7 protein-coding genes are annotated in these 12,286 nt (G+C 67.8%); 4 read left to right on the top strand and 3 right to left on the bottom strand.

Annotation, left to right across the window (positions count from 1 at the left end; translation table 11 throughout):
* A complete protein-coding gene (locus tag OG792_RS20530) occupies nucleotides 1–2,256 on the bottom strand; it encodes a type I polyketide synthase (RefSeq protein WP_329101256.1) in 2,256 nt (751 codons plus the stop codon).
* Between the two features lie 355 nt (nucleotides 2,257–2,611).
* Here OG792_RS20530 and OG792_RS20535 point away from each other — a divergent pair, with 355 nt between their 5' ends.
* Complete coding sequence (locus OG792_RS20535; protein WP_329101258.1) at nucleotides 2,612–3,937, top strand: MFS transporter; 1,326 nt, start codon at nucleotides 2,612–2,614, stop codon at nucleotides 3,935–3,937.
* A gap of 8 nt (nucleotides 3,938–3,945) precedes the next feature.
* On the opposite strand, the gene OG792_RS20540 is transcribed toward OG792_RS20535, so the two are convergent.
* Nucleotides 3,946–7,845 (bottom strand): amino acid adenylation domain-containing protein, encoded by a 3,900-nt coding sequence (locus OG792_RS20540; protein WP_329101259.1) that lies wholly within the window; start codon nucleotides 7,843–7,845, stop codon nucleotides 3,946–3,948.
* A 498-nt stretch (nucleotides 7,846–8,343) separates the two neighbouring features.
* Between OG792_RS20540 and OG792_RS20545 the strand changes: the two genes are divergently transcribed.
* A complete protein-coding gene (locus OG792_RS20545; RefSeq protein ID WP_329111340.1) occupies nucleotides 8,344–8,829 on the top strand; it encodes an MbtH family NRPS accessory protein in 486 nt (161 codons plus the stop codon).
* Between the two features lie 567 nt (nucleotides 8,830–9,396).
* Nucleotides 9,397–9,867, top strand: a complete 471-nt coding sequence (locus tag OG792_RS20550; protein ID WP_329101261.1) for an NBR1-Ig-like domain-containing protein — start codon at nucleotides 9,397–9,399, stop codon at nucleotides 9,865–9,867.
* A 201-nt stretch (nucleotides 9,868–10,068) separates the two neighbouring features.
* Here the strand turns inward: OG792_RS20550 and OG792_RS20555 are convergent, their stop codons facing one another.
* Nucleotides 10,069–11,460 carry a peptidase inhibitor family I36 protein gene (locus OG792_RS20555; RefSeq protein ID WP_329101263.1) on the bottom strand — a complete coding sequence of 464 codons (1,392 nt, stop codon included), beginning with the start codon at nucleotides 11,458–11,460 and terminating at the stop codon, nucleotides 10,069–10,071.
* A 394-nt stretch (nucleotides 11,461–11,854) separates the two neighbouring features.
* On the opposite strand from OG792_RS20555, the gene OG792_RS20560 reads away from it, so the two are divergent.
* Nucleotides 11,855–12,265: a hypothetical protein gene (locus OG792_RS20560; RefSeq protein ID WP_329101264.1), complete on the top strand. Its 411-nt coding sequence runs from the start codon at nucleotides 11,855–11,857 to the stop codon at nucleotides 12,263–12,265.
* Nucleotides 12,266–12,286 lie beyond the last annotated feature (21 nt).

Here is a 12,286-nt window from a genome sequence, read left to right on the forward strand (position 1 = left end):
TCACGGAAGTCGTTCTCCTAGGTCGGGGGAAATCGAGTGGGCCACCAGGTAGGGGCGTCGCTCGAACGGATAGGTGGGCAGGTGCAGGCGGCGCCGTCGTTCGCCGGTGTGCAGGGCCGCGAAGTCGACGGTCACCCCGACCGTCCAGAGCCGGCCGATCGCGGCGAGCGCCGACCGTAGGCCGGTCGGTGACCGCCCGGGCTCGTCCAGCACGTCGACGGACACCGACTCGACGCCGCCGGCGGCGGGCGCTGCCGGCCGCCCCGCTCCGATGTGCACGACGAACTGCCCCGGTGTGCCGTCCAGCGCTGCCGGAACGTCGCAGAGCAGTGGCCCCCCGGCGGCCGCGGCCGCGCCGGCCTCGGCTTCGGTCCCGGCGACGATCAGGCGGCCGGTGTCGGCGGGGTTCAGCTGCCCGGCGACGGCCGCCGCGCAGCGGGCGCCGAGCCCCTGCCCGGCCACGGCGTCGGGACGCAGACCCCAGGACATCAGCAGCCTCGCCGTCGCGTACTGCACGGCGAGGTGCGCTGCGGGCGTGCTCTCCGTACCCGCGAGCAGCGCTTGGCGGAGGTCGTGGCCGAGAAGCGGGTGTACGGCTTCGGTGATCTCGTCCAGGTGGGCGCGGAACACTTCCTCCGCGCGCTGGATCGCAGCGACGGAGCCGGTGCGGTCACCGCCGGGCTCGGCGAAGAGGAACACGATGCGCGGTCGCCGTGCAGGGCCGGGACCGTGCCCGCCCGTCGGGCTCCCGCGCAGGGCCGCGACAGCCCCGGGTACGTCCGCCGCGACCACGAAGTGGCGTTCGGGATGCATCGACCGGCCCGTTTGCAGGGTCCAGGCGACGTCGGCGAGATCGGCGTCCGGATGCTGTTCGAGGTGGTCGGCCAGCCTGCGGGCGGCGTCCTGGAGCGCGGACCCGGTCCGAGCCGAGAGGATCAGCAGGTGGTCCGGTCGTCCCGGGGTCGTCGGGAGCGGGGCCGGCGGCTCGGCGACCACAGCGTGGGCGTTGGTACCGCCGACCGCGATCACGTTCGTGGCGCCGATCCGGGCCCGCCCTCCGGACTCCCAAGGGACCGTCCGGTCGTTGACGACGAACGGGGAGGACGCGAAGTCGATCGCCGGGTTCGGCTCGCTGAAGTTCAGGCTGGCGGGGAGCACACCGTGCTCCACGCAGAGCACTGTTTTGATCAATCCAACTATGCCGGCGGCCGCGTCGGCGTGGCCGACGTTGGCCTTGACCGATCCGATCCGGCAGTATCCCGTCTGGTCCGTGCTCTGGCGGAACGCCCTGGTCAACCCGGCGACCTCGACCGGATCACCGAGCGCGGTGCCGGTGCCGTGCGCCTCGACGTAGCCGATCTCGTCGGCGTCGACACCGGCCACCAACTGAGCGGTACGGGCGGCTCCGGCCGGCCCGGCCACGCTCGGTACGTGGAAACCCATCTTGCGCCGGCCGTCGTTGTTCACCGCGGTACCGCGGATGACCGCGTGCACATGGTCACCGTCGCTCAGCGCCTCGGCGAGCGGACGGAGCACCACCAGGCCCACCGCGCTCGCCCGCACGGTGCCGCGGCCCTGCGCGTCGAACGGACGACAGCGCCCGTCGTCGGCGAAGATGTCGTCCGGGTCGTGATGCAGCGTCGGGATAGCGGCCAGCACCGAGGCGCCGCCGGCGATCGCCATCTCGCAGTCACCCGCGAGCAGTGAGCCGATGGCGACGTGCACCGCCACCAAGGACGAGGAACAGGCTGACTGGACCGCCATGGCGGGCCCGGTCAGGCCCAGTTTGTAGGCGATCCGGGTGGCGAGGAAGTCCAGGTCGTTCCCCTGCTGGACTCGGGAGTCCGGCAGCGGGACGCCCCGAGCCCGTCCCCATGCCCGGACCAGGGCGCCGTGGTCGGTGATGGACCCCCCGACGAACACGCCGGTCGACCGGCGTTCCGGGCCGCCGTGCCCGGCCCGATCGAGAGACTCGTGTGCGCACTCCAGCAGCAGCCGGTGCTGCGGATCCATGATCAGGGCGTCTTCGGGCGAGTAGTCGAAGTAGTCGGCGTCGAAGAGCTCCGGATCGGTCAGCAGACCGTAGGCCGGCACGTGCCCGTCCGCCGCCGGCAGTTGGTCGGACAGCACCGACACCGATTCCCGGCCGTTGCAGAGGTTGTCCCAGAAGGTCTCGACGTCCGAAGCTCCCGGGAAACGACCCGCCATGGCCGTGACGGCGACGAATCCGCCGTCGTCAACGTCCTCAGTACTCATATCTCGGTCTCCGGGCGGTATCGATCGGGACGCCGACGCGACGGAAGTGACGTCGAATAGGCAATCACCCGCGAAAATGTCTGGCGCGGTGCCGGTTGGAGCGTAACCATCCGTCCGCGCGTTCACAGGAGAAAGACGGGTTAACATCAGGCAGACATTTCGTGATGTCGATGAGCTGCGCCGTACACATTGGTCGTCGACTTATTCGGCGATACCGCTTGACAAGACGGGCATCCACTGGGTCTAGTGAGAATGGATCGCTCACCCGGTCGCCATTTGGTCACAATGTGTAGTCGGACAGCCCGGACCGGCAATCTGTTTCGAATTCCCGTATCACCCACCACAAAGGAAGAGCATGCCCAAGACGACCGTGTGGCGATCGAGTCTGCGCCGCAGCCTCTGGGCCGTCGGGGACTACCGCAACCTCTGGCTGTCCCAGACCACCAGCCTGTTCGGCACCGGCATCACCCTGCTGGCCCTGCCGCTGGTGGCACTGCTCGCCCTCGACGCGACGCCGTTCGAGATCGGCTTGCTCTGGGCCGTCGAGTACCTGCCGATCCTGCTGATCGGTCTCCCCGCCGGCGTCTGGGTGGAACGGCTGCCGACGCGTGCCGTGATGGTGGGGGCCGACCTGATCCGGGCGATGGCACTGCTCGCCGTGCCGATCGCGCTGGCCATGGGCTTTCTCAGCATGCCGCTGCTGTACGTCGTGACCTTCATCATCGGCCTGGGCGCGCTGTTCTACGACGTCGCGCAGCTGTCGGTCCTGCCCACCCTGGTCGCCCAGGACCGCCTCGTCGACGCCAACGGGAAGCTGGAACTGTCCCGCTCGGTCTCCCAGATCGGCGGCCCGGCCGTCGGCGGCCTGATGGTGCAGCTGCTCACCGCCCCACTCGCGGTGCTCGCCGACGCGGTCACATACCTGTCGTCGGCGTACTACGTCCTCCGCATCCGCAAGCCGGCGCCGGTGGACCGACCGCCCGAGAAGAACAGCCTCCGCCAGGACATCCGCGAGGGCATGCGCTTCGTGTTCGGCCACCCGCTCATGCGCCCGCTGTTGTTGTGCGCCACGCTCGCCGAGCTCGCGTCCGCGATCATCCTTGCCCTGCAAGTGGTCTTCGCGACCGAGGAGCTGTCCCTGAGCCCCGCGGTGATCGGTGTCGCGTTGGCGGTTGGCAACGGCGGCGGTGTGGTCGGGGCGCTCGTGGCGGAGCCGCTCGCACGCCGTTTCGGCACCGGAATCACCTTCATGGCCTCGATCGTGCTGTTCACCGCCGGATCGGCCATCCTGCCGATTTCCACCGGGCCGGTGACATTCGCATCGGGAATGTTCGTCGCCTACCTCGGCGCATTCATCTTCAACGTCCTTCAGGTCAGCCTGTGCCAGGCCGTGACGCCACCGCACCTCTTGGGACGAATGAATTCGGTATTCCGGTTCGCCACCTGGGGCGTCATTCCTCTGGGTGCGGCCGGCGGCGGACTGCTGGTCGATGTGATCGGGCTACCGGGCGTTTTCTGGTTGGCCGCCGGACTCAACGCCCTGTCTGTCCTGCCGCCGTTGCTTTCCAGAATCCCCAAGCTGCGTGACGTCGTCCACCACGATTCGGAGATTCCGGCGGCGGAAACCGCGGCCGATGAGAGACACGCCTATCCGGAAGAGCCCGCGGCGGGCCTGCGGTAACTCGTCGGTCACGTGGTCTCCTCGGGGTCGCCGGAGGCGTTCGTCAGCTCGGCCGATCGCAGGGCTGCCCTGCGCCGGTCCAGGCGAACGCGCCCGGCGCCCCGTCGTGCCGCTCGATCGGACTCGCCGGCATCCTTACCGGAGTCCAGGTCACGTTCATCCAGGTACGTCGCCAGGTGGTGGATCGTCGTGTGCTCGAAGAACGTCACGATCGACAGCTTGTGACCCCGTCCCGCGAGCGCCCGCTGCACCTCGAACAGAAGCAGCGAGTGCCCACCGATCTCGAAGAAGTTGTCGTCGAGGCCGACTCGTTCCAGCCGCAGTACGGCGCACCAGGTCTCGGCGAGCCACCGCTCCGTACCGGTGTGGGGCGCCCGGAAATCGGGGTCGGGCTCGGCCGGCCCCAGAGCCGGCAGAGCCTGCTCGTCCACCTTCCCGTTCCGGTTGAGCGGTAACGAGTCCAGCAGCACAAGATCGGTGGGAATCATGTAGCGCGGCACCCTGCCGGCAAGATGCTCACGCAGCTGCTGCCGCAGCGCCGGCCGGTCCTCCGCTTCGAGGTAGGCGACGAGACGCTTCTCCCCCGTCCCGTTCTCGCTGGTCCTGGCCAGTACCACCGCGTCGGTGACCGCGGGGTGTGCGCGCAGTGCCTCGACGATCTCGACCGGTTCGATCCGGTAGCCACGCAGCTTGATCTGGCGATCGCGACGGCCGATGAAGTCGATCTGACCGCCCGGGAGGTGCCGGGCGAGGTCGCCGGTGCGGTACATCCGGCTCCCGGGGACGTCCGAGAACGGGTCGGGGACGAAGCGGTCCGCGGTGAGCCGGGCCGAACCGTGGTAGCCGCGGGCGACTCCGATGCCGCCGATCCAGAGCTCTCCGGGCACTCCGGGCGCGACCAGCTGCTGCCACGCGTCCAAGATGTAGACGCTGGTTCCGGCGATCGGACGGCCGATGTCCGGCGGTCCGTGCGGGGTTTCGGCGGGTTCGATGTGCCCGGCCGTCGCGGTCGCCGTGGTCTCCGTCGGGCCGTACTCGTTGAGCACCCGGAACGGCAGGTCGCCGGACGGCCGGACCCGGAGCCGGTCGCCCCCGATGATCAGCTTCCGCAGGGCCGACCCGGCCGGCCAGTTCAGCGCCAGCACGCGCTCGGCCAGCGCCGTCGGCAACTCGGTGACGGTGATCCCCTCGTCGACCAGCCACGAGCGCAGGCGCCCGGGATCGAGCTTGGTGTCCTGGTCGGGCACGTACAGGGTCGCGCCGGAGGTCAGGGTCGGCCAGATGTCGGTCACGGACGGATCGAACCCGGGCGAGGCGATCTGGGCGACCCGGTCGGACGGACCGAGGTCGCAGCGCCGACGACGCCAGGCGACGACATTGGACAGCGACCGGTGCTCGACCATCACGATCTTCGGCTGGCCGGTCGAGCCGGATGTCGCGATGAGGTAGGCGAGGTCGTTGTACGCCGCCTGGTCCGACGGACCGGCGTCGACCGCATCGGGAACATCCGGCAGCCGGTCCATCGGCAGCCGTGCGAGATCACCCGGAAGGCGGTTCGCGATCACGCTGTCGGTGATGACGAGGACGACGCCGGCGGCGGCGTACTGGCCGGCCAGGCGTGCCGGCGGATTCTCCGGGTCCAGGGGAAGGTAGGCCGCCCCGACGCACAACACGGCAAGCTCGGCGATCACCAGGTCCGCGCCACGGGGCAGACACAGACCCACGAACGTACGGGGCAGGACACCGTTGGCGCGGAGGATGCCGGCCAGCGAGTCCGCCCGACGGATCAGCTCGGCGTAGCTGACCTCGCGGGCCCCGTCGCGGATGGCCGGTGCGTCCGGTGTGTTCCGGGCCCGCGCCCGGACCGCCTGGTGAACGAGCGGGCCGCCGTCGGCAGGGTGATGGCGCTCGGGATTCCAGTCGGTCAGCATCCTGACGCGGTCGGCCGGGCCGAGCACCGCCAGCTTGAACAGCGGTGCCGCCGGCCCGGCAATCGCATCAGCCAGCAGCCGCAGGTAGCTCTCGGCCATCCGGGTGACGGTCGCGCGGTCGAACAGATCGACGCCGTACTCCCAGAGCATGGTGATCCGGCCGTCGGTGTGATCGGCGTCGGGGCCCTGCCTCTGCGCGCGCGGGATCACCACGACGTTCAGATCCAGCTTCGCCGCGCCATTCCCGTGCTCGAAGATCGTCCCGGTCGCTCCGGCAAGGTCTAGGTTCGGGATCGGGGAGTCATCGATGCTGAAGAGGACGTCGGTCAGCGGGTTACGGCCCGGCTCCCGAGCGGGGTTGAGCACCCGGACCAGCTCCGAGAACGGCAACAGCTCGTTCGCCGTCGCGTCCAGCACGACGCTGTGTACCTTTCCGACCAGGTCTTCGAAGCCCAGCGTGGCGTCGACCTCGCACCGCAACAGCACCGTGTTGACGAACATGCCGACCAGGTCCTCGGTCCGGGGCACCTGTCGACTGGCGAACGAAGACCCGACGCAGATGTCCCGCTGTCCGGTGTAGCGGTACAGGTATGCGTAGAAGGCCGCGAGCATGGTGCTGAACAACGTCACCCGGTGAGCGCGGCAGAATGAGCGCAGCGCCGCCGCGAGCCCGGCTGGCAGGTCCACCCGCAGGGTCTGCCCGCGGAAACTCTGGATCCCGGGTCTGGCGCGGTCCGCCGGCAGCTCCAGCCGGGGTGGAAGGTCGCTGAGCTGGTTCTGCCAGTAAGCGAGCTGCGCCCGCATGGGCGGGGTCTCCAGCGCCGAGCGTTGCCAGCGCGCAAAGTCCCGGTATTGGATGGGCAGCTCGGCCGTCGATGGCTCGACGCCTTGGGCGAACGCGTTGTACAGCGACTTGAAGTCGCGCATCAGCAGCGAGAAGGACCACCCGTCGTGCAGCAGGTGGTTCTGCACGACGATGATTTCGTATACCTCGTCCGACAGCCGCACCACGGTCCAGCGAATCAGCGGCAGATGTTCCATGGCGAACGGCCTGCGCATTTCGCCGGATACGATCTCGTCCAGCAGTTTCTGCTGTCCTTCGCGAATGTTACTGATGTCGAGTCGTGCGGCCTGGACCGGTTGTGGCGGATGCACCACCTGCCACGGTCTACCACCGACCTCCGAGTACGTGGTGCGCAGGATCTCGTGCCGTCGATGAATTTCCGTGATCACACGGTCGAGCCGGTCGAGATCGAAGGGGCCGGCAACGCGGATCGTCGTCTGCGCATGGTGGGCAATGGTGTCCGGAGCGAATCGATGAAGGAACCAAATCTGTTCCTGTTGAAATGACAGGGGGATCCCGGTGTCGGTGTCCAGCTCGGAAACCGGAGGCAGGATCGAGAGGGCCGGATCGGGCTGCGCGGACTCCAGCCAGTCGGCGAGTTCGGCGATGGTACGGTGCTGGAACAGCCCTCGGAGCGGAAGGTCGATGCCGAACTCCGACCTGATCCGGGCGATCACGCGGAGCGCGGTCAACGAGTGTCCACCGAGGTCGAACGGGTCGTCCCGAATCCCGACGCGATCGATGCCGACCGCCGCACCCCAGATCTTGACGACCCCCCGTTCCGTAGCGGTCCGGGGCGCGACATACGGTACGCGCTCCCGCCGTTTCCAGTGGTTGGCCTGCGGCAGCGCGGCCAGGTTCACCTCCCCGTCGTCGGTCATCGGCAGCGCGTCGAGGACCACGTACGCCTGTGGTGCCGTTGGCACGGGCAGCCGGTCCCGCAGATGGGCGGTCAGCTCAGCCGCCCGGGGAACCCGTCGTCGATCGCGGGGCACGACATACGCGATGAGGTGGGTCTCGTTCCGGCCGGCCAGCACATGGGCGTGTGCGACCGTCTGGTGCCCGGCGAGTACGCCGGCGACGTCGGCAGGTTCGGCCGGGTACCCGCGGGTCTTGGTCTGGTCGTCAGTCATCGGACCCCGTTGAGCAATTGAATACTGCCACCCATGACGGTTGTCGCGTCTATTCTTGAAATGATGCGACGACCGGTTCCACGATTCATGACGACCCGAGTCCCATGAGCGTCGACTCGCCTCATGTCCTGCACTCCATCTGTGTAAACGTCAGAATCTCGCTGTCGCAACGTGCATTTTCTCCTGGCCTTGCGATATCCGCCGCGCTCTTGTCGGGTGAGGCATAGCGAGAAACCTGCCCTGACGTCAAGGAGTTACTTTTCAGTTGCATGCCAGCTCGCAGGCCAATTCACCCGCAATCCATTCCGGTCCTGATTAGTTCAGATAGGCACGTCTATGTCAAGAGACGGAGGGTATTCCAATCTGAACGATAGGAGACTCGCACGTGAACGGCGCCGGATATGCGCTGGTCACCACCGTACCCTTGACAGGGCCCGGATCGAGTGATCAAATATTGCCCAGCATTCCGACGGCCGCCACAGTGAGGCGAGTTGCGTGATGAGCGGAAACCCGTTCGATGACAAAACGCTGACTTACGTCGTGATGGTGAATGGCGAGAACCAGCACGCGCTGTGGCCGGAGCTTGTCGACATTCCCGACGGATGGTCACCCGTCTGGCGGACCCAACCCGGCGGCGGTTACGGGCTTCGCTATCCCGACATCATCGATGGACCGCCGCGCTCACCGTGCCACGACCACGTGCCCGCCAGAAACCGGTACGACTCCGACCGGTGGCTCCCCTGGTTGACTTACAGGCCTCGGACCTTGCACACCTGCCGACCTTCGTCCACTTCGGACGGATTGCCGGTGACACCCGCTGGTAGGATCGCCGCCACGATGTGCCCTGCAACGGGAGGGCATGCCTGTGGAGCCTTGGCCGGCTGGACAACGGCAGTCGGAGACTGCCAGGGAAGGATTCGTCCGACGATCCCCGGGCCGAGGAGACGGGCCACTTGGCCCCGTGGTGCAGATTACAGAGGGTGAGAACGCAAGGAGCAAGTGGTGGCGGGCGACCTTCCGAACGCTTCGGTAGACGAGACGGACAACGAAGACGGGAGCCGTCGGGGCAGGAAGGCGACGCCGCCGAACCCGGACAGCGGTCCCGTCGCGGCGTTCGCCCGTGAACTCTGGGATCTCAAGCGCCGCGCTGGCGACCCGTCGTACGCCGCGATGCGCACCAGGCTCGGCGCGGCGGTGTCGCGGTCGTCGCTGTCGGCGGCGACCCGTGGGACCGCACTCCCGAGTTGGGAGACGACCTGGGAGTTCGTCCGGGTCCTGGCGGTCGACACCCTTGGTGCCGACGCGGCGGACACCAGACGCGATTGGTGGGCTCGTTGGAAGGCCGCCGGTGCCGCCGAACCAGGAGGTGCCAGCGCACCGCCCCGGGCACCTGCGCCGCCCCGGGCACCTGCACCGCCCGAGGCACCTGCGCCGCCCGAGGCGCCTGCACCGCCCGAGGCGCCTGCACCGCCTCAGCCGCCTACACCGCCCGAGGCGGATCCCGTACCCCAGGGAGCGGGAGCCTTTCCCGGGCCCGTTGTCCGTCTGACCGTGACCCAGCTGACCGCGGCCGTTGTCGCGGCCCTGTTCGCGGTCGTCGCCGTCGGGCTGCTGGTCGGCTGGTCCTTCGCGCCGTCCGGCGAGCCCGCACCGGAGTCCACTGTCGACAACGCCCAGCTCGATGATGCCGCGTTCGAGGGCGACATCACCATCCCGGACGGCACCGTGGTGGCTCCTTCCCAGGTGTTCACGAAGGTGTGGCAGCTTCGCAACACCGGGCAGGTCCGCTGGGAAGGCCGCTATCTGACCCGGATGAACACCACCGACTGTTCGGCGCCCGACATGGTGCCCATTCCAACCACCGAGCCCGGCGAGTCGGTGCGGATCACGGTGCAGGTCACCGCAAGCCCCACGCCCGCCCGCTGCAAAATCTACTGGAAGGCAACCGATGCCTCGCGGCGTCTGCTCCTCCCCGACAAGAATCCGATCTTCTTGGACGTGATCGTGCAGGAGGAAAAGTAGCCGCTACCGGGAGACCACCGCGAACCCGGCCGACGAGGGTTCCCGTCCGGCCGACCAAGCGGTAGGCAGCGAAGCCCCGGTGCCGAGAAGTCCTTGGACGGACTCCTTCGACCAGCGGAGCTTCGCTGCCCTTCATGCCGCCCCCGATCGGGTCACCTCAACCCGCGGACGAAACAGTCCGGCGTCTGGCTGCCGTAGCAATCAGTCGCCGTGGGGATTCTGCATCGAGACGTGGACGTGGTCATAGTGACCGCCGGTCACACCGGATCCGGCGGTGTACGTGCGCCAGCCCTCGGACGCGCGCTCGACGCTCCAGATCATGCCGTCCCAGATCACGTAGCGGACATCCAGCTCGCTGGCGTACTTCTGTAGCCACCGGGCCAGCTTCCAGCCCTGCGCTTCCTGGGCCGCGTTCGGGTAGGAGCCGATCGCGTTCGAGATCGTGCAGTCCAGGGCGTTGCCGGTGTTGTGGTTGCTCGTCGCGGGCTCGTAGCTGCGGTAGTCGCCCACCCAGCAGTGGGTCTCGCCGGTCAGGTCGGCGATCTGGGTGTCGACGAACTGGGTGCGGGCAGTGGCGTTAGGCGCCTGGCTGGCCGCTGACGGGTGCGGGTTGCTCGGCGGAGCCGAGTAGGGACCCGAGTCGTCGCCACCGCCGCCACCACCGCCACCGCCACCGGTTCCGCCGATCCGGTGGGAGGCGTTCTCGTTCTTGATGCCCGCGTTGAGGTTGACCTTGCCGCCCGCCGGGATCGTCTGGCTGGTGCCGGCGTACCCGCTGTTGAAGAACACGGTCACCGACTGGCTGGTGCGGTTCCACGCTGCCGCGGCGTTGTTCTTCACGCACACGCCCTGACCGCTGCCCGCGCTCTTGAACTCGTAACAGGTCGGCTGGCTGTCGCCGTAGTTCGAAACCGACGTCGCGAAATCGGACACCGAGCCCTGGTGGTCGCTGTTGTAGTACAGGCAGAACTCGTCGTCCTGACACACGCCGTCACGATCCGCCGACGGCGAGCCGAACCGGTGGGAGGCGTTCTCGTTCTTGAGGCTTGAGTTGAGGTTGACCTTGCCGCCCGCCCCGATCGTCTGGCTGGTGCCGCCGTACCCGCTGTTGAAGAACACGGTCACCGACCTGTCGGTGCGATTCCACACTGACGCGGCATTGTTCTTCACGCACACCTGCTGACCGGTGCCCGCGCTCCTGAAGTCGTAGCAGGTCGGCTGGCTGTCACCGTAGTCGGAGATCGACGTCGCGAAATCGGACACCGAGCCCTGGTGGTCACTGTTGAAGTACAGGCAGAACTCGCCCGTCTCACAAACCCCGTCACGAGCCGTCGCCGCGTAGGCGGGGACCGTGCCGAAGAACACGCTGATCAACGCGCCGATCAGCGCCACGAAAGCGAACCTCTTTACCACTGCACGCCCTTCTTGATCCCTGCAAAATCCCATGATGGAGGCACCGAACCGCGCCACCCCCGCCTCCTTCCGAATTGTCGGAATCTCCCTGTCAGGGAAGCTCAGTTTCGGCAGGAGGGACGTTAGCGGCGAATTTTGGCCAATGCGACGGCACAATGACCAAACAATGGCTCTGGTCATTTGGCCGAACCCGTACCCCGCCGCCGGGCCACGTCGGTCCGTGCCGGCAGCCGGGCTGGACCTGGTGCATCGGGGGCGGTCGCCGACGGCCTTGTCCTGCTCAGGATGGGTGCGGTGGTCGGTGCCGACGAGAGCGAAGTACCGGACCGAGGCGAACTTGGCCTCGATCCGGTACCGGCCGGGTCACGTCCGCCTGTTCAACCGCCGCTCCGACACCAACCGGTACGGAATGGAATTGGCCAGCACCTACACCTGGATCAAACACCGGATCCATTGTTCGGAGTTGATTGATCCGCAGCTCGCAGGCTGTCGGTCAATCATCGTGGCCACTATCAATGTTGGTAGCGGGGCGTTCACCAAGCCGATCCGCCCCGGGAGAAGGAGTTGAGTTTCCATGTCCAGCAAACTGAAGAAGATCGCCGTCGGTGCGGCTGCGGCGGCCGCGATGGCCACGGGTCTGACCGCGCTCACCCCCGGAGCCGCGCAGGCCGCTGCCTACAACGGCAGCTGCGGCTCCGGCTACGGCGTGATCGACGCCATGAGCCTGGTCGGCCGCGGCACGGTCTACCTGACCTACAGCGGCGGCACCGGAAAGAACTGTGTCGTGACCGTTCGCGACAACCCGGGCAGCCGGCTGCCGATGACCGCCAGCGTCTCGCTGGCCGGTGCTCCGTGGATCACTGACAGCGGCAGCTACACCACGTACGCCGGACCGGTCTACGTGACCGCCCGGGACCGCTGCATCGACTGGGGAGGCAGCATCAACGGGCTCGGCAGCTACCAGTACAACGTGCACTGCGGCTGACCCTTGCTCCACGGGTGGCGA

Source organism: Micromonospora sp. NBC_01699, from assembly GCF_036250065.1.
Classification (GTDB): Bacteria; Actinomycetota; Actinomycetes; order Mycobacteriales; family Micromonosporaceae; genus Micromonospora_G.

What these genes read in the sequence shown, in the direction of transcription:
- OG792_RS20530 (WP_329101256.1), bottom strand. Translation starts at nt 2,256, where the DNA reads ATGAGTACTGAGGACGTTGACGACGGCGGATTCGTCGCCGTCACGGCC.
- OG792_RS20535 (WP_329101258.1), top strand. Translation starts at nt 2,612, where the DNA reads ATGCCCAAGACGACCGTGTGGCGATCGAGTCTGCGCCGCAGCCTCTGG.
- OG792_RS20540 (WP_329101259.1), bottom strand. Translation starts at nt 7,845, where the DNA reads ATGACTGACGACCAGACCAAGACCCGCGGGTACCCGGCCGAACCTGCC.
- OG792_RS20545 (WP_329111340.1), top strand. Translation starts at nt 8,344, where the DNA reads ATGAGCGGAAACCCGTTCGATGACAAAACGCTGACTTACGTCGTGATG.
- OG792_RS20555 (WP_329101263.1), bottom strand. Translation starts at nt 11,460, where the DNA reads ATGACCAGAGCCATTGTTTGGTCATTGTGCCGTCGCATTGGCCAAAAT.
- OG792_RS20560 (WP_329101264.1), top strand. Translation starts at nt 11,855, where the DNA reads ATGTCCAGCAAACTGAAGAAGATCGCCGTCGGTGCGGCTGCGGCGGCC.